The sequence below is a fragment of the Streptomyces rubiginosohelvolus genome (genome assembly GCF_014649875.1).
In the GTDB taxonomy this organism is placed as follows: Bacteria; Actinomycetota; Actinomycetes; order Streptomycetales; family Streptomycetaceae; genus Streptomyces; species Streptomyces rubiginosohelvolus.
The window spans coordinates 1-20,974 of sequence record NZ_BMTW01000005.1 but is presented as its reverse complement, the minus strand read 5'-3'; the positions used below and the strand labels follow the sequence as shown (position 1 = coordinate 20,974).

The following is a 20,974-nucleotide window of genomic DNA, read 5'->3' as shown; positions in this document are numbered from 1 at the left end:
GCCACTCCTGGTTGAGGAGGGGTGGGCGGGCACCGCGTACGTGCCCCGCACCGAGCGGTTGGCCCGCCCTGGCAGGGAGAGGTACATACGCGCGGGCGCGCCGCACACGCGCCCTGAGCCCCGGATGAGGGGTGTAAACGTCTTTCTTACCGGACGAACGGTGTTACGGACGAGTCCATATCGACGCGGTGACGTGACTCATAGTCGAATATCTGGACAAGTCGGCAAACCGGTATAAATGCCGTCCACCAGTCAAGACGTGCCGAAGATTCTCCGGCCTGAGGAATGAATCCCCACAGAAGGTCCGGTCCCGAGGTACCGGCCGTTGATGTTCGGGGGTCGCCCGTTATCCGATTTTGACATGGCAGGACCCCTGAATGGGCCAGTCCAAATGGCAGGATGCCGTTCACACGAGGTGGCGACACTCGAAGGTGCGTGCCAAGCCGCCCCACCAGCACCTCACCCTCACCTGCCGGAGGATCCCGACATGACCGCAAGCACCACGCGTCGTACGACCGCCAGGGCCCGGATCGCGGCGGTCGGCGCCATCGCGGTCGCCGGCACGCTGCTCCTCACCGCCTGTGGCGACCAGACCGACAGCGCCTCCCAGGAGAGCGGCAGCGGCAAGGAGACCAAGAGCGGCGCTCCGCTCTTCTCGAAGCTGCCGGAGAAGTACCAGAAGTCCGGTGTGATCAAGGTCGGCACGAATGCCGAATACGCCCCGATGGAGTCCGTGGAGAACGGGAAGATCGTGGGTGTCGACCCCGATCTGGCCGACGCGCTCGGCAAGCAGCTCGGCGTGAAGTTCGAGTTCACCTCGGGTTCCTTCGACGGCCTCATCACCGCCCTGAACTCCGGCCGCCACGACATCGCGATGTCGTCGATCACGGACAACAAGCAGCGTCAGGAGGGCCTGGACGACGCCGGCAAGAAGCTGGGTCCGGGCGTCGACTTCGTCGACTACTTCCTCGCGGGCACGGCCGTGTACACCAAGAAGGGCAACCCGCAGAACATCAAGTCCATCGAGGACCTGTGCGGGAAGCGCGCGGCGGTACAGCGCGGCACCACGTACGAGGAGGCCCTCAAGAAGCAGTCGAAGGCCTGTACGGACGGCGGCGAGAAGGCCATCACGATCGAGCCCTTCGAGAACGACACCGAGGCCCAGACCCGCGTGAAGTCCGGCGGTGCGGTCGCCGGCGTCAACGACTACCCGGTCGCGGTCGACCTGGCCCGCAAGGCCGACGGCGGCAACGCGTTCGAGGTCGTGGGCGAGCAGGTCGACGCCGGCCCGTTCGGCATCGCCGTCAAGAAGGGCAACACCGGTCTCCGGGACGCCCTGAAGGAGGCCGTCGACGCGATCATCGCCGACGGTTCGTACCAGAAGGTGCTCGACAAGTGGGGCGCCGGTACGGGAGCGATCGACAAGGCCGCCGTCAACGGCGGCAAGTGACCGGACGCTTCACCGAAGGGCAGTCACGATGACTGACAAGTTCGACAAGACACCCGCCGCCTCACCGGCCGGCCAGGTGTCCGTCTCCAAGGCCGCCACCACGGCCCCGGAGAACATCAAGGCCATTCCCGTCCGCCATGTCGGCCGTTGGATCAGCGGCGTCGTGGTCATCGGCCTCCTCGTCGCCCTGGGGTACGCCTTCTCGCAGGGCAACATCCAGTGGCAGGCCGTCGGCGACAAGCTGTTCGACAGCAACGTCGTCGCCGGTGCGGGCCGCACCCTGCTGATCAGCGTCCTCGCGATGGTGCTCGGCGTGATCCTCGGCGTCGTGCTCGCCGTGATGCGGCTGTCGAAGAACCCGGTCACCAGCTGGGTGGCCTGGCTGTACATCTGGTTCTTCCGGGGCACCCCGGTCTACGTACAGCTGCTGCTCTGGTTCAACCTGGCGCTGATCTTCCCGGTCCTGAACATCCCGTTCATCTACAAGGACGAGATGACGGACGTCATGACCCCGTTCATGTGCGCCCTGCTGGGCCTCGCGCTGAACGAGGCCGCCTACATGGCGGAGATCTGCCGCGCGGGCATCCAGTCGGTCGACGAGGGCCAGACCGAGGCCTCGCACGCGCTGGGCATGACGCAGGCGAAGACCATGCGCCGCGTGGTCCTGCCGCAGGCGCTGCGGGTGATCATCCCGCCGACCGGCAACGAGTTCATCAACATGCTGAAGACCTCGTCGCTCGTCTACGCGGTGACGTACAACGAACTGCTCCGCTCCACCTCGCAGATCGGCTCCACCTCGTACGCGGTGATGGAGATGCTGTTCGTCGCGTCCATCTGGTACATCGTGATGACCAGCGTGTTCAGCGTCGGCCAGTACTACCTGGAGCGCCGCTACGCCCGCGGCTCGCTGCGTTCGCTACCGCTCACGCCGCTGCAGCGCGTCAAGGTCAACCTCGCCGCGTTCAGCAACCGGCCCTCCGGAGGTGTCTCCGCATGACCACCCCCATGGTGAAGGCCGAGGGCGTCCACAAGTCCTTCGGCGCCGCCCACATCCTCAAGGGCATCGACCTGGAGGTCGCCCCGCGTGAGGTGTTCTGCCTGATCGGCCCGTCCGGCTCCGGCAAGTCGACCTTCCTGCGGTGCATCAACCACCTGGAGAAGATCAACGCCGGCCGGCTCTCGGTCGACGGCGAGCTGGTCGGCTACCGGCAGAAGGGCGACAAGCTCTACGAGCTGAAGGACAGCGAGGTCGCCCTCCAGCGCCGTGACATCGGCATGGTCTTCCAGCGCTTCAACCTGTTCCCGCACATGACGGCGCTGGAGAACGTCATGGAGGCGCCGATCCAGGTCAAGGGCGAGGCCAAGGCCGTGGCCCGGGCCCGCGCCGAGAAGCTGCTGGACCGGGTGGGCCTCGCCGACAAGGCGAAGAACTACCCCTCGCAGCTCTCCGGCGGCCAGCAGCAGCGCGTCGCCATCGCCCGCGCGCTGGCGATGGAGCCGAAGCTGATGCTCTTCGACGAGCCGACCTCCGCGCTCGACCCGGAGCTGGTCGGCGACGTGCTGGACGTCATGCGGGGCCTGGCCGAGGACGGGATGACGATGATCGTCGTCACCCACGAGATGGGCTTCGCCCGCGAGGTGGGCGACGCGCTGGTCTTCATGGACGACGGCGTGGTGGTCGAGTCGGGCCACCCTCGCGAGGTGCTGACCAACCCGCAGCACGACCGGACGAAGTCGTTCCTGTCGAAGGTGCTGTAGCGGCGGACTGACAGCCGATACGGAAGAGGGCGGTACGGACACGGGTCCGTACCGCCCTCTTTCTGGCTTGCGCGCCCTACTTCACCGCGAGGACGAGGCTGTCCGAGGGGGACGCCCAGACCGCTCGGGCCTCACCGAAACCGGAGGCGAGGAGGGTGCGGGCGTGCCAGTCGGCGGAGGGCATGTCGCCGTCCGCGTGCTCGCCGTAGATCGCGAACCGCTCGGCGGTGGGTGCGGCGAGGACGGGGTCCTTGGCGGCGACGGCCCACCACTCCGCCCAGTCCAGGGCGCCCGCGGCCTTGGCGCGGTCCATCGCGGCGTGCCGGTGGGCGCGCTCGGCGGCGTTGATCCGCGGGGTGGCCGGGTCGATGGTGCGGTCGGCGTTCATGAAGACCCCGCCGTCCCGGACGAGCCCGCCGAGCTGCCCGTACAGGACGGCCAGCGGCTCGCTGTGCAGCCAGTGCAGGGCGGTGGCGGTGAGGACCGCGTCGTACGAGGTGTGGGGCAGCCGGGTGGTCCAGTCCGGGTCCTTGAGGTCGGCGGTGACGAAGGTGACCCGGTCGTCGCCGTCGAAGGTGCCGCGGGCGATGGTGAGCAGCGCGGGGTCGAGATCGACGCCGGTACTCGTGGCGTTCGGGAACCGCTTGAGGAGCCGGTCCGTAATACTTCCCGTACCGCACGCGAGGTCGAGGATCCTCGGTTCCGGTCCGACGACCGCCTCGACCATGTCCAGCATCACCCGGAACCGCTCCTCGCGGTCGGGCATGTACCACTCCTGCTGCCGGTCCCAGCTCTCCTGCCAGGACTGCCAGTCGGTGCCCGTAGCCGTCTCCGTCACGCCAACCTCCGCATCAAGCCCGCTGTAATACCCATCAACCTAGATCGACCATTACACTGGTCGACGCCCAGACTCTAGCCCGACGCCGTAAGGACTACAAGTGGAACTGGCCTCTTACTCGGACTACGCCGTGCGCCTGGTCAACACCGAGGAGCCGGCCCGCAACAAGGACACGCTCACCTCCGTCGAGGCGGTCCGGGAGCTGTTCGGCGGCAGCCAGCAGGCGGCACGGCGGGCGACGGAGGCGGACGTGACCCGGTTCCGTTCCGTACGGGCCCGGCTGCGCGCGGTCTTCGAGGCGGCGGACGGCGGCGAGGAGACGCTCGCGGTCGACCTGCTGAACTCGCTGCTGCTGGAGTTCCCGGTGAGCCCGCAGATCTCGGGGCACGACTTCCGGGACGAGGACGGCAGGCCCGACTGGCACATGCACCTGGCGGACCACCCGTCGAACGCGACCGCGGGCTACGCGGCCATCGCGGCGATGGGCCTGGCCTTCCATCTCACCGGGCACGGTGTGGACCGGCTCGGCCTGTGCGAGGCGGCCCCCTGCCGCAACGCGTACCTGGACACCTCCACCAACCGGTCCAGGCGCTACTGCTCGGACCGCTGCGCGACGCGCGCGAACGTGGCCGCCTACCGGGCCCGCAAGCGCGAGGAGGCCGAACGCACCGGCCGCAGCGCGGAGGCCGCCCAGCCCAGCACCGCCGTCACCGACCGCTGACCCTTCGCCAGGGGCCGGTAGCGGGCCCGCACCCGGGCCAGCACGAGTTCCTCGGGCACGACCCCGTAATCCGTGCTGTCCCCGCCCGCGAAGGTGTTGTCGCCCCGCACCCACCAGCCGCCGGGCCGCCGCTCGACGGCCCGTTTGACCACCAGCAGGTCCTGCTGGAAGGGGTGCCGCAGGATGACCACGTCACCGGGGCGGACGGGCAAACCGTACTGCACGAGCAGCAGATCGCCGTGGTAGAGCGTGGGCACCATCGAAGGGCCCGTCACCTCCACCACGCGCAACGGACGCCGCGTCACCCGCCCGCCCCCGGACACCCGTCGCCGCTCCGGCATCTGCGCCACCGCCCGTTCCTCCTCCTGCACCGTCCCGTAGGACACCCTTCCGCCGACCGCCCCGTACATTCGGCCGACGGCCCGATTCTCACACCGGACTTTTGACCTAAGCCCCTGGGGCAGCCACGGAAAGCGGCGCTCCACGGAGTAATGTCCCACCTGAGAAGACGATCACGAGGAGGACAGCTCCATGCTTTCCCGCCTGTTTGCCCCCAAGGTGAAGGTCAGCGCCCACTGCGACCTGCCCTGCGGCGTGTACGACCCGGCCCAGGCCCGCATCGAGGCCGAGTCGGTCAAGGCCGTCCAGGAGAAGTACCAGGCCAACGAGGACGCGGACTTCCGCACCCGCGCCGTCCTGATCAAGGAGCAGCGCGCCGAGCTCGCGAAGCACCACGTCTCGGTGCTCTGGAGCGACTACTTCAAGCCCCCGCACTTCGAGAAGTACCCGGAGCTGCACCAGCTCATCAACGACACCCTGAAGGCGCTCTCCGCGGCCAAGGGCTCGAACGACCCGAAGACGGGCCAGAAGGCGCTGGACCTGATCGCCGAGGTCGACCGGATCTTCTGGGAGACCAAGAAGGCCTGATCCACGGCTGCGCGGCCTGACCTTCGATTCCGCCGGTCAGGCCGCTTCAGCTACCCGCACCCGGTCCGCAGGCCGCCGAACACGGCGGCCATGGCGGGCCGGGTGCGGTGCTTCCTGGCCCTGTTCAGCGGGCAACCGCCTGCACGAGGTCAGGCGAGGTGTCGTGGTCAAGGTTCTCGAGGATCGTGCGCAGCCATGGACTGCGCACGGCCGGCAGCCGGACCAAGGTGCGCTCGAACGTTCGCCGGTCGGCCCAGAACGGAGAGTGGGGAAGCAAGGGGAGCGGGTCGTCGCGGAGTTCGTCGCGCGGCATGCGGCCCGATGCCGGAACCGGCAGGTACGGCGGGGGCGAGACCAGTGTCAGCCACACCCCCAGCGGCAGGGGCACCAGGTAGGCCGAGGCGGTCGGGCCCTCCGGGGTCCAGGTCCGGCCCGTCCGGGGATGGATGGGTACGAGGAGGATGTCGGCGTCGGCATCGGGCGAAGGCAGTTCCGGTCCGGCCAGGGCGGCACGCCGCGTCGGGGCACCAGCGGGCAACAGGGCGTCGAGCGCTCGTTGGAACACCTCCGTTGCCACACCGTCGGGGGCCTTCACCGGCTGCCCCTCGGAGGCCACCAGCAGATGCGCGAGCGCGTGTCCGGCCGCCGCCTCCCACCGCGGGCTCCACGACCAGTAGTGGCTCGTCCCCCACCGGCCGTCCCACGTGGCGATCGGTTCGAACAGGGGCGTCGCCTCCTCCGTCTCCGCCAACTCGCTCCACGAGAGGGGCGCGGGGTGGCTGCCGTCGACGGGGACGCGGTGCACGGCAGCCGAGCCGAGCCAAACCGCCTGCCAGAGCGAGCAGTCGTCGACGCGGGTCGCCACGGGCGCATCGCATGCCTCGCAGGCCATGTTGGGCCCGTCGGCTCCGTCCAGGCCGCAGCAGGAATCGCCGCGCTTCTCGGGAATCAGCCGGGTTCCCCGCACATCACCGGGCGCGATGACGACGGCCCCGGGTGCGGCGTCGGACAAGGCGCGGACGGGTGCGTGGATTCCGCGCGCCTCCGCCTCGCCCGGTCGGATCTCGTCCCACATCCGCCACGGCCCGCCCCAGGGCTCCGGGTCCGCGGCGAACGTCCCTGCCCTCATGAGCGCCGGAAGCTGGACCCCGTTCCCGTACGACTGGTGGGCGTGGACCGGCAGGGCGACCTGGGACAGCGGGGTGGTCAACTCGGCGCCGCATCCGGCACACACGAAAACGAACAAACATCCTCCGTCCGGGAAACAGACGCATCCTCGCAGCTCACCGACGGCCGGCCAACGTGTTTACTCCTCGCCGGGCGGGTGGGGCCGGGGTCCTGGTGACTGGGCCGTGAGGCCGGTCAGTGACCGGCGGTCAGTTCGCCGCTGAGCTTGCCGTGCAGGTGGGCGCTCGGGGTGTTGAGCCCGATGATCTCCACGGTCTTGCCGCGCCGGGCGTACTTCGTCTCGATCGCGTCGAGGGCGGCGACGGAGGAGGCGTCCCAGATGTGCGTCGAACTCAGGTCGATGACCACCTTGTCCGGGTCGGTGGCGTAGTCGAACCGGCCCACCAGGTCGTTGGAGGAGGCGAAGAACAGCTCGCCGGTGACCCGGTAGACCACCGTCCGGCCGTCGGGATCGACGACGGCGGTCACCTCGGCGAGGTGGGCGACCCGCTTGGCGAAGATGACCATGGCCGTGACGGAACCCAGGACGACGCCGACGGCGAGGTTGTGGGTGGTGACGACCGCGGCGACGGTGATGACCATGACGGCGATCTCACCCGCCGGCATGCGCCGGAGGGTCTTCGGGGCGATGGAGTGCCAGTCGAAGGTCGCGAACGACACCATGATCATGACGGCGACCAGGGCAGCCATGGGGATGTCGGAGACGACCGGGCCGAAAGCGATGCACAGCACCATCAGGAACGCCCCGGCGAGGAAGGTCGAGAGCCGGGTGCGGGCGCCGGACACCTTCACGTTGATCATCGTCTGGCCGATCATGGCGCAGCCGCCCATGCCGCCGAAGAAGCCGGTGACGATGTTGGCGACGCCCTGACCGATGGACTCGCGCGTCTTGTCGGAGTGGGTGTCGGTGATGTCGTCGACCAGCTTGGCCGTCATCAGCGACTCCATCAGGCCGACCAGCGCCATCGCGAACGCGTACGGGGCGATCGTCGTCAGCGTGTCGAGCGTGAGCGGAACGTCCGGCAGGCCCGGCACGGGCAGGGAGGACGGCAGTTCACCCTTGTCGCCCACGGTCGGCACCGCGATGGCCGCGCCGACGGTGATCACGGTGAGGATGACGATGGAGACCAGCGGCGCCGGAATCACCGTGGTGGCCTTCGGGAAGAACACCATGAGCGCCAGACCGGCGGCGATCAGTGGATAGACGGCCCAGGGGACATCGCGCATCTCCGGGACCTGGGCCATGAAGATCAGGACGGCGAGGGAGTTGACGAAACCGACCATCACCGAGCGCGGGATGAACCGCATCAGTCTCGCCACGCCCAGCGCGCCCAGAACGACCTGGAAGACGCCGGCGAGGACAACCGCGGCGACGAGGTAGCCGAAGCCGTGCTCCCGGTTCAGCGGTGCGATCACCAGGGCGACGGCGCCGGTGGCGGCGGAGATCATCGCCCGGCGGCCCCCGACGACCGAGATGACGACGGCCATGGTGAAGGAGGCGAACAGGCCGATCGCCGGATCCACGCCCGCGATGATCGAGAACGAGATGGCCTCGGGGATCAGCGCGAGGGCGACGACCAGGCCGGCCAGGACCTCCGTACGCCAGACCTTCGGGTCGGAGATCCAGTCGGGCTTCAGGCCGCGCAGGCGGGCGGCCGGGGACACAGCGGGGGCGGCAGAAGACAAGGGAGCGGAACCTGTCGTACTCGGGCACGCCCCGTTCGGCGGGCCGGGACATGCGGGAGGGAGCGGAGAAGCCAGGCCGGGACCCCGCGGGCGGCGCCGCGACATACGGCGCCGGAAGGCGAATGGGGACGGTGCCGGGAACAGCCGCCGACACGGCCAGGGTCACGTCCGAAGACGAAGCGTCACGGCGGGCAGGCGGCGGCACCATGCGTCATGGACTCGCGCACGCTTCTCTCCTGCAAGAATCGGTACTTCGCCGGGGCCACCATCGACCCCGACACGGCAAGGGCGGGGCTGCGGAATGCGGCCCTCACCACCAACAACTCTACCCTAACGTTAGGGTAGAGATCGGCGGCGTCGCCCACCCGGCCGAGGCCGCCGACGAAGGAGAAGGGCCAGGGGTCACGGACGTGGACGGCAAGCACATGCAGATCGGCGAGGTCGCCGCACGGACCGAACTCTCTCTGCGCACCATCCGCCACTACGAGGAGACCGGCCTCGTCGCCCCCTCCGCCCGCTCCCGGGGCGGCTTCCGCCTCTACACCGAGACCGACGTCGCCCGCCTCATGGTCATCCGCCGCATGAAGCCGCTCGGCTTCACCCTGGACCAGATGCGCGACCTGCTCGACGCCACCGATCGCCTCGACGCCGACACTCCCCTCCGTGCCGACGAGCGCGAAGCCCTCCTGGAACGCGTCCGCACCTACCAGCGGGAAGCCGCCGCTCAGGTCGAGAAGCTCCGCGTGCAGCTCTCCCGCGCCGAAGACTTCGAGGGCACCCTGCGCGCCCGCCTGGAACGGGATGCTCACACCGATCGAGCCTGACAGTCGACGCAGGTCAGGCGCCGGCCTTGCCCGGGTGCAGGTCGAGAGCGATGTGCGGCTCCAGTGCCCGCAGGAAGTCAGGAGCGTCGAAGATCCCGCCGGCGGGGACGACGCCGAGCGACCTGGTCCGGCCGGTGAGGACGCGGTCGAGGGCCTCGGCGACCAGGGGTGCGGTGACGGCGTAGATGTCCTGGCCGCTCGCGGTGGCCCGGCGTTCGGTGTCGCCGCGGCGGACAACGGCGTCGACGAGGAAGGTCTGGTCCGAGCGGCCGCTCTCGTCCGCGGCGGCGGGGGCCTGCGTGTCGGGTGAGACGACGTCACGGGCGGCCTCGGCGCTCATGTACGTGGTCACATCGGGAATCACGAGGTGCTGGGGGACCGTGACGACGTCCGCCATCGTGAACTCCCCGATCACCGGCCGACGGCCCACCGGTTCGGGGAACGTCCACTCCAGGGCGGGCGCGGCGTCGGTGCGGCGCTCCCACTTCCCGCCCCGGTAGCGGAGGCGGTGGTCTCCGCGCCGCTCGCGGGAGACCGCGCCCGACAATCGGGTTCCGGCGGTGGGGTGCCAACTGCTGAGCGCGTAGGCGATGTGGGCCTCGTCGGCCTCGGTCCAGTCGCCCATCGCCGCCGTGACCAGCAGATCACCGAGCCCGCCGAAGAAGGCCATGGCCGGAACGATGACCGCCCCCTCCCCCAGAGCCCTTTCGCGGTACTGGCCGAAGGTGTCGAGGTTGGCCTCCAGCTCGGCGGCCACGTCCAGGTAGGGGATCTTCGCGCGGAGCGCGGCCTCGATCACGGGGCCGGTGGTCGAGGCGAAAGGACCGGCGCAGTTGATGACCGCCACCACGCCAGCCAGGACCCGGTCCAGCGAGGCCGGATCGTCGGCCGACGCCACCCGGGCCGTCCAGCCGTGGTCGAGGGCCAGCTTCTCCAAGGCCTGCGGGTTGCGCCCGGACGGCACCGGGACGTATCCACGTGCGGCCAGCTCCGCCACCACGAACCGGCCCGTGTGACCGTACGCCCCGAACACCGCCACCTGCTGACCCGAACCCATGGGACTCCCCCTCGCTGTTGCCCTGCTCCGAGACCCGCCCCGGTGGTGGGCCGCCGCGGCTCGACACCACTCATCCTGGTCGCGGGCCGCCTCACGCGCGAGCGTCGGAAACGACAGGCCCCGTACAGTTTCCGACATGCCCTCTGTCGCCCTGGCCGTCGCCGACGGGATCCTCCACTACGAACTGTCCGTGGCCGTGGAGGTGTTCGGGGCCGACCTGGCCCACATCGTGGACCCCTGGTACGACTTCGCCCTCTGCGGGAGCGGCCCGGTGCGGGTCGACCGCTTCCGCCTGGAACCCGACCACGGGCTCGACCACCTCACGCGCGCCGACACGGTGATCGTCCCCGGCTGGGCCGACACCGACCGCGAACCGCCCGCCGAACTGGTCGAGGCGGTGCGCGCGGCCCACACGGCGGGCGCACGGGTGGCGTCCCTGTGCACGGGCGCCTTCGTCCTGGGTGCGGCGGGGCTGCTCGACGGGAGGCGCGCCACCACCCACTGGGGCCACACCCGGGAGCTGGCCCGGCGCCACCCGGCAGCCACCGTCGACCCGGACGTCCTCTACGTGGACAACGGCGATGTGCTCACATCCGCGGGCAAGGCCGCCGCCATGGACCTGTGCCTGCACCTGGTCCGGCTCGACCACGGCTCGGCGATCGCCAACAGGATCGCCCGGCGCCTGGTCGTCCCGCCGCACCGCGACGGCGGCCAGGCCCAGTTCATCACCACCCCCGTCCCCGCGCCGGGCGGTCATCCGCTGAGCGATCTCTTCCCGTGGGTGCTGGAGCGGCTGGACCAGCCGCTCACCGTGGAGGACCTGGCCCGCCGGGCGGGGATGAGCTCGCGCCACCTCGCCCGCCATTTCAAGCACCTGACCGGCACCACTCCCCTGCAGTGGCTGCACGCCCAACGCATCCGTCACGCCCAGGAGTTGCTGGAGACGACCGACGCCGGGGTGGACACCGTCGCCGCCGCCGCCGGCATGGGCACGGCCACCACCCTGCGCCGCCACTTCCAGCGCAGCGTCGGCGTCCCGCCGGACGCCTACCGCCGCACCTTCCGGTCCTGAGGCACCCGCCGAATCCGTCCGGTCCACCAGTCCCCCTTGCCCTCACCCTTGCCACTGGCCCTGGGGCCGATGATGGGCTACTCTGCACAGACATGGCGAGACGATACGTCTCGTCTAAGCATTCATCGTCGAACAGTGAGGTCCACCATGGAACGCTTCGTCGATGCCGCCCTCGGCGTCCGCCTCTGGGCCGAGGAGCGCGGTGCTCCGGACGCGCCCGTCCTGCTCCTGGTCATGGGTGCGCAGGCGTCCGGGCTCGGCTGGCCCGACGAGTTGGTCGAGCTGCTGGCCGAACGGCACCGGGTGATCCGGTACGACCATCGGGACACCGGCCGCTCCACCGCAACCTTCGACGAACAGCCGTATCCGCTCACCGCGTTGGCCGAGGACGCCGTCGCCGTGCTGGACGCGTTCGGCGTGGAGCGCGCGCACGTGGTGGGGATGTCGATGGGCGGCATGCTCACGCAGTTGCTCGTCGCCGACCACCCCGAGCGGCTGCTCAGCGCCACCGTCATCGGGACGAACGCGCTCAGCTCCACTCCGTACGTCGCGCCGGACGGCCGCCGCGTCCCGCCGGAGGAGCTGCCCGGCGTCTCCCCGGAGCTGATGGAGCTGTGGTCGCGGCCCGCCGAGGACCGGGGCCCGGAGGCGGAGCTGGAGCGGCGCGTCGAACACTGGCGGGTGCTCGGCGGCGACCTGATCCCGTTCGACACCGCGTACGCCCGCGAGCTGGAGCGCCGGATCATCGCGCACACCGGCCACCACCACGCCGGGACCGCGCACGCCCGCGCCGACTACTCCGGTATGGAGCGCACCGAGCAGCTCGCCGCCACCGACGTGCCCACGATGATCACCTCGGCGCCCGCCGAGCCGGTCGCGCCCGCCCCGCACGCCGAGCACCTCGCCCAGGTCATCCGCGGCGCCCGGCTCGTCGAGATCCCCGGCATGGGGCACGCCCTGCCCCGCGAGGTCCACGCCCCGCTCGCCGCCGCGATCCTGGAGCACACGGGCCGGAGCTGACGGCACACCACCTCTTTCCCCCAGGCGTACGACCCTGAGATGACGCCGTGCCCCCTACCCCGCGTCATACCTGAGAGCCACCCCGCAGGTGCACTCCCCAGCGGGACGCCGACTACCGGCTCCCGTTCATAACTTCTGTACCGGAAGCACGCATTGCCCCTGGTACGGAAGGACCTCACCCCATGGCGGACCGCCCGCGCAGACCCCGTCTGCGCCGCACCCTGCTCGCCGCCCTCGTCACCTTCGCGGTGGCCGTGCCGGTGTCCGGCGCGGCCCGGCCCGACGCCGTGCCCGCCCCCGCCCCGACCGCGCTCGGGCCGCTGCGGGACGCGAGCCCGGCGGCGCTGGCGGAGCGGTACGCGGTCAGCCGGCGGGACATCCGGGCGGCCGGACGGGCGGCGGACGCGCACGGGGACCGGACGCGGGCGGCCTCGCTGCGGGCGATGGCAGCGCCCGGGCGGCAGTTCCTGTCCTTCGACGGGCGGGACGGCGGCCGGAGCGTGGAGGTCGTGGGCGAGCTGTCCTCGGCTCGGCGGGTCGCGGTTCTGGTGCCGGGGGCCGGTGTCGGTCTGGACGCGTACGGGCGGCTCCGGCGCGACGCGACGGCCCTGCGCGAGGAGTTGGGTGGGGGCACGGCCGTCCTCGCCTGGCTGGGCTACCGCTCGCCCGCCACCGTCAGCCCGGCCGCCCTGACGACCGGGCGCGCCGACGAGGCCGCGCCGGGGCTGCGCGCCCTGGTGGACGAGGTGCGCGCGGTGCGGCCCGCCGCCCGGATCAGCCTGCTCTGCCACTCGTACGGTTCGGTGATCTGCGCCCGGTCCGCCTCCGGGACGGCGGCCGACGCCCTCGTGCTGTACGGCAGCCCCGGAGTCGGAGCCGAGAGCGTGGCCGCGCTGCGCACCGGTGCGCGGGTCTGGGCGGGCCGGGGCGGTGACGACTGGATCGCCCGGGTGCCCCATGTCCGGGTGCGGGTGCCGTTCGTCGCCACGGTGGGGTTCGGGACGGATCCGGTGGCGGCCCGGTTCGGGGCCGAGGTGTTCGACGCGGGCGACGGCGGCCACAGCGACTATCTGCTGCCCGGTTCGCGTTCCTTGACGAACCTCGCCCAGATCGTGGCCGGGGCCGAACCGCCGGGGGCCTCCCGATGACCGGGCTCGTCGCGCGGATCGAGGCCGCCACCCCGCCCGGCCGCGACCGGGCCGTCGACGCCCTGCGCGCCCTGGCGATCCTGGGCGTGCTGGGCGGGCACTGGCTGGTGACCGCGCTGGTCGCCGACAGCGGCACGGTGCGCGGGGCGAGCCCGCTGACCGCCATGCCCCATCTCACCCCCGTCTCCTGGGTCTTCCAGACGCTCGCGGTGTTCTTCCTGGTGGGCGGGATGGTGGCGGCCCGGAGTTGGGACGCGGCGCGCAAGCGGGGTGTGCCGTACGGGCGGTGGGTGGGCGGCCGTCTGGCACGGCTGTTCCGGCCGGTGGCGGTGGTGCTGGTGGTGTGGACGCTCGCGGCGGCGGCGATGCTGGCGGCCGGGGTGGGCGAGTCGACCGTCCGGGCGCTGGGCAAGCTGGTCTGGTCCCCGCTGTGGTTTCTGCTGGTCTTCGCCGCGCTGACCGCGCTGACTCCGCTGGTGGCGCGGCTGCACCCGCTGTGGCCGCTCGTGGTGGTGCTGCACGTCGACCTCGTACGCCTGGGGCTTGACGGCCCGCGCGAGCTGGGGTGGGTCAACGTGGTCGCGGGGTGGCTGGTGCCCTACTGCCTGGGGGCGCTGGTCGCCCGGGGCGGGCTGCGCGGCCGGACGAGCCGCTGGGCACTGCTGCTCGGCGGGGCGACGGCGGCCGCCGCCCTCGTGCTGTGGGCCGGCTATCCGGCCTCCATGGTCGGCGTTCCGGGCGGCCGGATGTCGAATCTGGACCCGCCGAGCCTGGCCGCCGTCACCTTCGGCCTGGCCCAGTGCGGGGCGGCGCTGCTGCTGCTCGGACCGCTGCGGCGGGTGCTGCGCAGGCCCGCAGCGTGGGCGGTGGTGGCGGTGGTGAACCTGGCGGCGATGACCGTGTTCCTCTGGCACCAGACCGCGATGATCGTCGTGACGACGAGCACGCTGCTGCTCGCGGACGGCCCGCTGCCGGGGCTGCACACCGTGCCCGAGGGGCCCGGCTGGGTGGTCGCCCGGTTGCTCTGGCTGCCGGTGTTCGCCCTGGCGCTGCTGGGGTGCTGGGCGGTGTTCCGGAGTTACGAGCAGGGCGGGCGGCGCGGCGGCGGGGGCTCCCTCGTCGTACGGGAATCCGCCCCCGAGCGGAAGGGATGGGCGCGACGTGCCTAGTCTGAGCGCGAACGGAGCCGAGGGGGCGGTGGGGGCCGTGACGCCATCGAGAGCGGAGCGCCTGCGGGCGGCGGTGCGCCGTGCGCCACGTGCGCTGTACGAGGAGTTGTGGGCGGCGCCCGCGGACCGGGTGCCGCGTATGGGTGAGCCCGGCGCGCCGGTGTGGCGGCCGGTGTTCCTGGTGGCGCTGGTGTTCGCCGCGATCGGCGCCATGGTGATCCGTACCGTCGAACTCACCCCGCACGGGGCCGAGGTCAGCGGCCTGGCGGTGCTGGTGGCCGTCGCCCAGGCCGCGGCTCTGGTGGCCGGGATGGTCCGACCGGTGGGGGCGTGGTGGGCGGCGACCGGTCTGACGGCGGTGGCGATGCTGGTCATCGTGGCGGGCGCGCCGTCAGAACTCCCGTACCCGCTGGTCAGCATGGTCCCCCTGACTCCTCAGGTCCTGTACCCCACCCCCTTCGCGGGGGTGGGGTTGCTGGGCGGTGCCTTGTTCCTGCTGGCGCTGCGCGTGCGGCCTCGCCGGGCGGTGACCGCGCTGGCGCTGTCGATGGCGCTGTCGCTGTTCCTGGCCCTGCGTACGCCGTCGCTGCCTCATGTGGGCCTCGCCGCGTCCGCGCTCGTGTTCGCCACCGCGATCGTGCTCGGCACCGCGCTGCGCAGCCTGCGCCTCGCCCGTAAGGACCTCGTCGTCCAGGCCGAGTTGACGGCCGAGGAGCGGGCGCGGCGCACCCTGCTGGAGGAGCGCAACCGGATCGCCCGGGAGCTGCACGACGTGGTCGCCCATCACATGTCGGTGATCTCCATCCAGGCGCAGGTCGCCCCGCACTTGGTGGAGAACCCCACCGACGAGCTGCGGGAGAATCTGACCGGCATCCGCGAGAACGCGCTCGAAGCCCTCGCCGAACTGCGCCGGGTGCTGGGCGTCCTGCGCTCGGAGGACGCGCCCGCGCAGAGTACGCGGCATGCCCCGCAGCCCGGTCTCGACCGGCTCGGCGAGCTGGTCGCCACCGTGCGTTCCGCCGGGCTCGCCGTCACCCGCTCCACCACCGGCGAACCCCGCCCCCTCCCGCCGGGCGTCGAGTTGTCCGCGTACCGCATCGTGCAGGAGTCCCTGAGCAACGTGATGCGCCACGCGCCCGGGGCGAGCGCCGAGGTGGTGATCGGCCACCGGCCCACCGGGCTGACCGTCCGGGTCGTCAACTCCGCGCCCGACCACGCGGCCGCCCCCTCCCCCGGCGTACGCCACGGTCTGCTCGGGATGCGTGAGCGAGCCGCGATGCTCGGCGGCGAGCTGGCCACCGGCCCCACGCCCGACGGCGGCTGGGAGGTCACCGCGATTCTCCCCACCAGCACGCAGACAACCCGGACGACCGAGGAAGCCCGATGACTCCACCCATCCGTGCCGTGATCGCCGACGACCAGATGATGGTCCGCCAGGGCTTCTCGGTCCTGCTCAACGCCGAGCCGGACATCGAGGTCGTCGGCCAGGCCGTGAACGGGCTCGACGCGATCGACAAGGTCGCCGAACTCGCCCCGGACGTCGTCCTGATGGACATCCGGATGCCCGAGCTGGGCGGCATCGAGGCGACCCGGCGGATCACCTCCCCCGAGGGCTCGACGGTGAAGGTGCTCGTCCTGACCACCTTCGATCTCGACGAGTACGTGTACGAGGCGCTGCGCGCGGGCGCCTCCGGCTTTCTGCTCAAGGACGCCTCCGCCGATGAACTGGCCCACGCCGTAAGGGTGGTGGCGGCGGGCGATGCGCTGCTCTCCCCCAACATCACCAAGCGGCTGATCGTGGAGTTCTCCCGGACGGCCGGGGCGCCCCGCGCGCCGCTCAAGGAGCGGATCGGGGATCTGACCGAGCGCGAGACGGAGGTGCTGACGCTGATCGCGGGCGGCCTGTCGAACGCCGAGATCGCCCGGCAGTTGATCGTCGCCGAGCAGACGGTGAAGACCCATGTGGGCCGCATCCTGGTCAAGTTGGGAGTCCGCGACCGGACCCAGGCGGCGGTGTTCGCGTACGAGTCGGGGCTGGTGCGCCCGGCGGGCCTCTGACCACCCGGGCCGGGCGCGGGGCCCGTTTCGTAGGATCGGCTCCGTGACGACGGGGAACGGGGCAGGAACAGGAGGCGTCGGTTCGGTGCCGCCCACGGAGATCGAGCGCGCGCTGTCCGCGGCGGTCGCGGGCGGGAGCGCCGAGGCCGTGGTGGAGCTGCTCGCGCGCACCCGGCTGTACGTGCTCGTCGCCCGGCTGCACGCGGACATCCCCGGCTGGACGGCCCCGCTGCCCACGATCCGTGACGAGGCCACCCGGCGGACCTGCGTCCCGGTCCTGACCCAGGGCATGCTGCCGCCCTGGCACCCCGAGTGGGTCTTCCGCGAGGTGGGTCTCGACGAGCTGGCCCGGACCTGGCCGTACGACGTGCGGCGGCTGGCGGTGAACCACGGCACCCCGTACGCGGCGATGGCCGACGCCCGGCCGGGCCGCCTCAAGGCCTGGCTGAAGGCCGCCGAACGCCTCGGCGGGCCCGAGCGGGGGATGCTGCTCACCGACAGCGGCGGGCCCCTGCACGGTCCGCTTCCCCACGGTCTGGCGCTCGGCGCCCATCTGGCCGTCACCAACGGCCTGATCTGGAACCGGCTCGGCGCCGCCTACGAGAACTACGCGACGGACCGCGCCCGGCTGCGCCGTCCGTGGGGCATCCAGCACCGCGCCGAGTACCGCGACCGCCTCACGTCGCTGAAAAGGAACCAGCTGGTCGGGCGCGTCCAGGAAGCCGTCCTGCGCGCCCGGCAGACCCTGGCCGCGAGGACGGGGCGGACGCCGACGCGCGAGGAGTGGGCCGAGGCGGTGGGCCGGGCGTTCACCGCGCGGGACGCCGACGACCGGGCGCTGGCGGAACGGTCGTTGCGATGGATCACCCTGTACGAGGACAAGCTCCGGACCGACGGCGCGCTGGCCCCGGACGGCCGCGTCGACACCCTTGCCGCCTTCGATCTCGGCCGGGCGGTCAACGTCGTACGGCTCGCGCTCGGCGCCCGGTACACCGATCCGTACGAGGCCGAGCAGGACGTCCTGCACCTCGGCGAACTCGCGCGGAGCGCCTACTCCTCCTGGCCGGACTTCTCCCTCGGCTACCTCATGGCCCGGCTGGTCCACCGCGCGGAGGACGACGGCCCGGAGGCGGCGGAGGCCACCTACCGGCAGTCGCTCGCCGAGCACCGCACCCTGACCCAGGACCCTGCAAGCCCCTACCGGAACCTCCCCTGGTCAGGAACCTCATGAACCCGACCCCGGACCCGCACGCCGCTCCCCCGGCCCCGGGCGCGCCCGCCGCCGCACTCTGGGCCCCCGCCCCCTGGATCCCGCCGTCCGAGACCGAACAGCTCCTCCACGAGGCCGCCCTGCGCGGCGACGTGCGCGGCCAGCTGTCCGCGCTGGCCGGGACCGAGCTGTACATCCCGGCCCCGCGCGCCGAGGTGGACGCCGACCCGGACACCGTGATGTGGCGGCGGCACATCGACCCGGCGGGCTTCGTCTGCCGGCCGCTCCTCACCCGGGGCATGCTGCCCGCCTGGCACCCGGACTGGGTCTTCCGCGGGGTCTCGCTGCGGTGGGTCGCGGAGTTCGGCTGGAGTGATCCGCAGGTGTGGCTGGGCGTGAACGTGGGAACACCGGGTCAGTTGCTGCTGCCCACCGCCCCGCCCGACCTGGCGCTGTGGCAGCGGGCGTACGCGGAGAACGACCGGACCTCCGCCAACCGCCTCGTCGCACTGCGGCACGGCGCGCTGCACGGCCCGCTGGCGTACGGGCTGGCCTGCGGGGTGCACCTGGCGATCGGGAACGCCGTGCCGTGGAACGAGATCGGCACCGTCTACCGCGAGTACGTCGACGAGCGCGAGCAGCTCCGCGACTCCTGGGGTATCACCGACCACGAGGGGTGGCGCCGGCAGCTGGACTTCCTGCTGGACGCGGCCAACAGCCCGCCGGAACCGGACTTCGCGCTGCGCGTCCGCGAGCAGCTGGCGGCGGCGATCGGCGAGCTGCCCTCGGCCGATCAGTGGCGGGAGACCGCCGCCGGGCACGCCCAGGACCTCGGGGCCGGAGCGAGCACGGTCAAGGGCATCGAGGACCTGGTGCGCCGGATCATGCGCTACGAGGCCCGGTTCCGTGCGGACGGGCTGCTGCCGCCGGACGGCCGGGTGCGCACGACGGTCGCGTACGACTACGGGCGCGCGGTGAACCTGGCGCGCTGGGGGCTGTCGGCGCGGTTCTGCGGCCCGGCCGACGCGGAGGCGGCGATCGTGTACGCCGGGGCGCTGAGCAAGTCGGCCCACCGCTCGTGGGAGGAGTTCTCCGCGGGGTACGCGCTGGGGCGGGTGCTGCGGTTCGACGAGGAGGAGTACGGGCCGTTCTACGAACAGAACGTCCTCGCCCACCGTCTGCTGACGGAGAGCGAGGGCAGTCCGTGGAAGCACATCCCGTGGCGGTGAGCCGGGGTGGGCCCGCCGGTCAGCCGCCGGGGAGCAGATGGCGGTAGCTGTCCGGGTTCTCCACCAGGAACTGGGCGAAGCTCTGCGCCGGGCGCCCGGTGAGCGTGGGCACCGCGTCGGAGACGGCGGCCAGTTCACCGCGCGCGATGGCCTCGTACGAGGTGACCCAGCCGGCCACCTCCCAGTCCTCGGCCCCGTAGCCGGCCCGGGAGGCGTAGGCCTCCTCCCGGGTCTCGGGGACGTAGACGACGGGCCGCCCGGTGACCCGGCTCAGTTCGTCGGCGGCCTCGGCGAGGGTGAACGCCTCGGGTCCGGTGAGGTCGTAGACCCGGTCGTCGTGGTCCGTGCCCTCGTCCAGCAGCACGGCCGCCGCCGCGTCGGCGATGTCCTCGTGGGCGACGGCCGCCACCCGCCCGTCGCCACCGGGTCCGCGCAGGACGCCGTCGGTCCCGGTCATCGCGGGCAGCCCCGCGAGGTACCAGTTGTCCCGCAGGAAGGTGTGGCGGATCTCGGCCGTACGGATGTGGGCCTCGGTGTCCCAGTGGTCGCGGGCGAAGGTGAACGTGGCGTCGGGGGCGGCGCCTTGGAAAGAGACGTACACGATCCGCTCCACCCCCACGGCCACGGCGGCGTCGATCGCGGTGGTGTGCTCACGGACCCGGTGGGGGCTTTCGTGGGCGGAGACCAGAAACAGGGTGTGGGCTCCGTCGAGGGCCCGGCGCATGGCCTCCCCGTCGCCGTAGGGGGCGGCGGGCGCATGGTCGGCGCCGGGCACGTCGGGCAGCCGGGCGGGGTCGCGGCCGAGGAGCCGTACGGGGACGCCGGTCCGGGCCAGCCGTCGGGCGACCCGGCCGCCGACCGCTCCGCTCGCTCCGGTCACCGCGGTGAGGGGGCCGATCACTGGGGTTCGTCTTCCTCTCGTCGGTCGTGGTACCAGTCGTCAAGGGGCCGCACCTGGACGACCGCGCTCACGGGGAGCGGTCCGTACAGGTGCGGGAACTCCTCGCCGCCGGGCTTCATCGCCTCGAACCGGACGGGGTCGGCGAGGCGGGCGGGGTCGACGACCAGGACCACGAGGTCCCGGTCGTCGCCTCCGTACAGCATCCGGGCCACACCGGGGAGTTGGCGGGGCAGCGAGAGGTGGATGAAGCCCTCCTCCTGGAGGGTGCGGCCGCGGGTGGACATCTCGTACGTCCCTGTCCCCCGGGCCGCCTCCCACAGAGGTGCTTCGGCGAGGTGCAGCAGCGGTTCGGTCATCGAACCACGCTAACGGGCACGGCCGCGTGCCGGTCAGTAGGTGCGGCGACGAGCCCTGCGCGTGGCCACGAGGACCGTACCGCCGGCGGCCACCAGCGCTGCCGCGATGGACCCGATGATCCATTCGCCGCCCCGGGAGCCGGTGTCGGGCAGCTCACCCGGGTGACTCGGCGAGTGCGTGGGGCGCGGCGAGTGGTGGGTGGGGGTCGGCGTGGGGTCGGTGGGGGTCGCGGTGGGGTCGGTGGGGTCGGTGGGGGTGGGCGTCGGCTCCGTCGGGGACGGAGTGGGGTCCGTGGGCGTCGGGGTGGGGTCCGTCGGGGTCGGGGTGGGGTCGGTGGGGGTCGGGGTGGGGTCCGTGGGGG

The 20,974-nt window shown here is 72.0% G+C and carries 21 protein-coding genes and 1 pseudogene; 14 read left to right on the top strand and 8 right to left on the bottom strand.

The genetic code is table 11. The features are described from left to right. Nucleotides 1-487 precede the first annotated feature (487 nt). Genes IE134_RS14380 through IE134_RS14370 form a run of 3 tightly spaced genes read left to right on the top strand, consistent with a single transcriptional unit; the run spans nucleotide 488 to nucleotide 3,208 of the window. Nucleotides 488-1,450, top strand: a complete 963-nt coding sequence (locus IE134_RS14380) for an ABC transporter substrate-binding protein (protein WP_030715416.1) — start codon at nucleotides 488-490, stop codon at nucleotides 1,448-1,450. Nucleotides 1,451-1,478: 28 nt separating this feature from the next. Continuing rightward, nucleotides 1,479-2,447, top strand: a complete 969-nt coding sequence (locus IE134_RS14375; RefSeq protein ID WP_030715426.1) for an amino acid ABC transporter permease — start codon at nucleotides 1,479-1,481, stop codon at nucleotides 2,445-2,447. Then, on the top strand, nucleotides 2,444-3,208 hold the full coding sequence (locus tag IE134_RS14370; RefSeq protein ID WP_030715429.1) for an amino acid ABC transporter ATP-binding protein: 765 nt from the start codon (nucleotides 2,444-2,446) through the stop codon (nucleotides 3,206-3,208). Before IE134_RS14375 ends, IE134_RS14370 begins: the two co-directional genes overlap by 4 nt. Nucleotides 3,209-3,284: 76 nt before the next feature. Here IE134_RS14370 and IE134_RS14365 read toward each other — a convergent pair whose 3' ends face one another. Further along, nucleotides 3,285-4,046 carry a class I SAM-dependent methyltransferase gene (locus IE134_RS14365; protein ID WP_030715430.1) on the bottom strand — a complete coding sequence of 254 codons (762 nt, stop codon included), beginning with the start codon at nucleotides 4,044-4,046 and terminating at the stop codon, nucleotides 3,285-3,287. A gap of 100 nt (nucleotides 4,047-4,146) precedes the next feature. Between IE134_RS14365 and IE134_RS14360 the strand changes: the two genes are divergently transcribed. Further along, on the top strand, nucleotides 4,147-4,767 hold the full coding sequence (locus IE134_RS14360) for a CGNR zinc finger domain-containing protein (RefSeq protein WP_032783552.1): 621 nt from the start codon (nucleotides 4,147-4,149) through the stop codon (nucleotides 4,765-4,767). Here IE134_RS14360 and sodX read toward each other — a convergent pair. Continuing rightward, nucleotides 4,680-5,177, bottom strand: a complete 498-nt coding sequence (gene sodX / locus IE134_RS14355; RefSeq protein WP_032768819.1) for a nickel-type superoxide dismutase maturation protease — start codon at nucleotides 5,175-5,177, stop codon at nucleotides 4,680-4,682. The two genes, IE134_RS14360 and sodX, sit on opposite strands and share 88 nt — an antisense overlap. 121 nt (nucleotides 5,178-5,298) lie before the next feature. Between sodX and sodN the strand changes: the two genes are divergently transcribed. Further along, complete coding sequence (gene sodN / locus IE134_RS14350) at nucleotides 5,299-5,694, top strand: superoxide dismutase, Ni (protein WP_003966342.1); 396 nt, start codon at nucleotides 5,299-5,301, stop codon at nucleotides 5,692-5,694. A gap of 124 nt (nucleotides 5,695-5,818) precedes the next feature. On the opposite strand, the gene IE134_RS14345 is transcribed toward sodN, so the two are convergent. After that, nucleotides 5,819-6,940, bottom strand: coding sequence for a hypothetical protein (locus IE134_RS14345; protein WP_032768822.1), 1,122 nt, complete (start codon nucleotides 6,938-6,940; stop codon nucleotides 5,819-5,821). A gap of 116 nt (nucleotides 6,941-7,056) precedes the next feature. Further along, a complete protein-coding gene (locus IE134_RS14340; RefSeq protein ID WP_098895572.1) occupies nucleotides 7,057-8,547 on the bottom strand; it encodes a SulP family inorganic anion transporter in 1,491 nt (496 codons plus the stop codon). A 431-nt stretch (nucleotides 8,548-8,978) separates the two neighbouring features. Here IE134_RS14340 and IE134_RS14335 point away from each other — a divergent pair, with 431 nt between their 5' ends. Further along, complete coding sequence (locus tag IE134_RS14335; protein ID WP_189430701.1) at nucleotides 8,979-9,392, top strand: MerR family transcriptional regulator; 414 nt, start codon at nucleotides 8,979-8,981, stop codon at nucleotides 9,390-9,392. A 13-nt stretch (nucleotides 9,393-9,405) separates the two neighbouring features. Here the strand turns inward: IE134_RS14335 and IE134_RS14330 are convergent, their stop codons facing one another. Next, nucleotides 9,406-10,449 carry a saccharopine dehydrogenase family protein gene (locus IE134_RS14330; protein ID WP_189430698.1) on the bottom strand — a complete coding sequence of 348 codons (1,044 nt, stop codon included), beginning with the start codon at nucleotides 10,447-10,449 and terminating at the stop codon, nucleotides 9,406-9,408. Nucleotides 10,450-10,585: 136 nt separating this feature from the next. On the opposite strand from IE134_RS14330, the gene IE134_RS14325 reads away from it, so the two are divergent. From IE134_RS14325 to IE134_RS14290, 8 genes are all read left to right on the top strand, one after another. Next, nucleotides 10,586-11,521: a helix-turn-helix domain-containing protein gene (locus IE134_RS14325; protein ID WP_089116543.1), complete on the top strand. Its 936-nt coding sequence runs from the start codon at nucleotides 10,586-10,588 to the stop codon at nucleotides 11,519-11,521. A 147-nt stretch (nucleotides 11,522-11,668) separates the two neighbouring features. Further along, a complete protein-coding gene (locus IE134_RS14320) occupies nucleotides 11,669-12,541 on the top strand; it encodes an alpha/beta fold hydrolase (RefSeq protein ID WP_030715451.1) in 873 nt (290 codons plus the stop codon). Nucleotides 12,542-12,723: 182 nt separating this feature from the next. Further along, on the top strand, nucleotides 12,724-13,689 hold the full coding sequence (locus IE134_RS14315; RefSeq protein ID WP_189430695.1) for an alpha/beta hydrolase: 966 nt from the start codon (nucleotides 12,724-12,726) through the stop codon (nucleotides 13,687-13,689). Next, the gene (locus IE134_RS14310; RefSeq protein WP_098896137.1) at nucleotides 13,686-14,858 is read left to right on the top strand and encodes an acyltransferase family protein; all 1,173 of its coding nucleotides are present in this window, start codon (nucleotides 13,686-13,688) and stop codon (nucleotides 14,856-14,858) included. Before IE134_RS14315 ends, IE134_RS14310 begins: the two co-directional genes overlap by 4 nt. A 28-nt stretch (nucleotides 14,859-14,886) precedes the next feature. Then, nucleotides 14,887-16,245: a sensor histidine kinase gene (locus IE134_RS14305; protein ID WP_229823583.1), complete on the top strand. Its 1,359-nt coding sequence runs from the start codon at nucleotides 14,887-14,889 to the stop codon at nucleotides 16,243-16,245. Next, nucleotides 16,242-16,916, top strand: coding sequence for a response regulator (locus IE134_RS14300; RefSeq protein WP_030715461.1), 675 nt, complete (start codon nucleotides 16,242-16,244; stop codon nucleotides 16,914-16,916). Before IE134_RS14305 ends, IE134_RS14300 begins: the two co-directional genes overlap by 4 nt. Nucleotides 16,917-16,959: 43 nt before the next feature. Then, complete coding sequence (locus IE134_RS14295) at nucleotides 16,960-18,147, top strand: DUF1266 domain-containing protein (RefSeq protein WP_189430693.1); 1,188 nt, start codon at nucleotides 16,960-16,962, stop codon at nucleotides 18,145-18,147. After that, nucleotides 18,144-19,355: a DUF1266 domain-containing protein gene (locus IE134_RS14290; RefSeq protein WP_030715468.1), complete on the top strand. Its 1,212-nt coding sequence runs from the start codon at nucleotides 18,144-18,146 to the stop codon at nucleotides 19,353-19,355. Before IE134_RS14295 ends, IE134_RS14290 begins: the two co-directional genes overlap by 4 nt. 19 nt (nucleotides 19,356-19,374) lie before the next feature. Here IE134_RS14290 and IE134_RS14285 read toward each other — a convergent pair whose 3' ends face one another. The 3 genes and pseudogenes from IE134_RS14285 to IE134_RS14275 all read right to left on the bottom strand — a co-directional run. Further along, nucleotides 19,375-20,256, bottom strand: a complete 882-nt coding sequence (locus IE134_RS14285) for an SDR family oxidoreductase (RefSeq protein WP_030715471.1) — start codon at nucleotides 20,254-20,256, stop codon at nucleotides 19,375-19,377. Continuing rightward, nucleotides 20,253-20,612, bottom strand: a complete 360-nt coding sequence (locus IE134_RS14280) for a DUF952 domain-containing protein (RefSeq protein ID WP_097887383.1) — start codon at nucleotides 20,610-20,612, stop codon at nucleotides 20,253-20,255. The genes IE134_RS14285 and IE134_RS14280 overlap by 4 nt, the downstream gene beginning before the upstream one ends. A gap of 33 nt (nucleotides 20,613-20,645) precedes the next feature. Then, a pseudogene (locus IE134_RS14275) lies at nucleotides 20,646-20,974 on the bottom strand (choice-of-anchor A family protein); the annotation flags it as partial.

What these genes read in the sequence shown, in the direction of transcription:
- IE134_RS14380 (WP_030715416.1), top strand. Translation starts at nt 488, where the DNA reads ATGACCGCAAGCACCACGCGTCGTACGACCGCCAGGGCCCGGATCGCG.
- IE134_RS14375 (WP_030715426.1), top strand. Translation starts at nt 1,479, where the DNA reads ATGACTGACAAGTTCGACAAGACACCCGCCGCCTCACCGGCCGGCCAG.
- IE134_RS14370 (WP_030715429.1), top strand. Translation starts at nt 2,444, where the DNA reads ATGACCACCCCCATGGTGAAGGCCGAGGGCGTCCACAAGTCCTTCGGC.
- sodX (WP_032768819.1), bottom strand. Translation starts at nt 5,177, where the DNA reads ATGTACGGGGCGGTCGGCGGAAGGGTGTCCTACGGGACGGTGCAGGAG.
- sodN (WP_003966342.1), top strand. Translation starts at nt 5,299, where the DNA reads ATGCTTTCCCGCCTGTTTGCCCCCAAGGTGAAGGTCAGCGCCCACTGC.
- IE134_RS14330 (WP_189430698.1), bottom strand. Translation starts at nt 10,449, where the DNA reads ATGGGTTCGGGTCAGCAGGTGGCGGTGTTCGGGGCGTACGGTCACACG.
- IE134_RS14325 (WP_089116543.1), top strand. Translation starts at nt 10,586, where the DNA reads ATGCCCTCTGTCGCCCTGGCCGTCGCCGACGGGATCCTCCACTACGAA.
- IE134_RS14320 (WP_030715451.1), top strand. Translation starts at nt 11,669, where the DNA reads ATGGAACGCTTCGTCGATGCCGCCCTCGGCGTCCGCCTCTGGGCCGAG.
- IE134_RS14315 (WP_189430695.1), top strand. Translation starts at nt 12,724, where the DNA reads ATGGCGGACCGCCCGCGCAGACCCCGTCTGCGCCGCACCCTGCTCGCC.
- IE134_RS14310 (WP_098896137.1), top strand. Translation starts at nt 13,686, where the DNA reads ATGACCGGGCTCGTCGCGCGGATCGAGGCCGCCACCCCGCCCGGCCGC.
- IE134_RS14300 (WP_030715461.1), top strand. Translation starts at nt 16,242, where the DNA reads ATGACTCCACCCATCCGTGCCGTGATCGCCGACGACCAGATGATGGTC.
- IE134_RS14290 (WP_030715468.1), top strand. Translation starts at nt 18,144, where the DNA reads ATGAACCCGACCCCGGACCCGCACGCCGCTCCCCCGGCCCCGGGCGCG.
- IE134_RS14280 (WP_097887383.1), bottom strand. Translation starts at nt 20,612, where the DNA reads ATGACCGAACCGCTGCTGCACCTCGCCGAAGCACCTCTGTGGGAGGCG.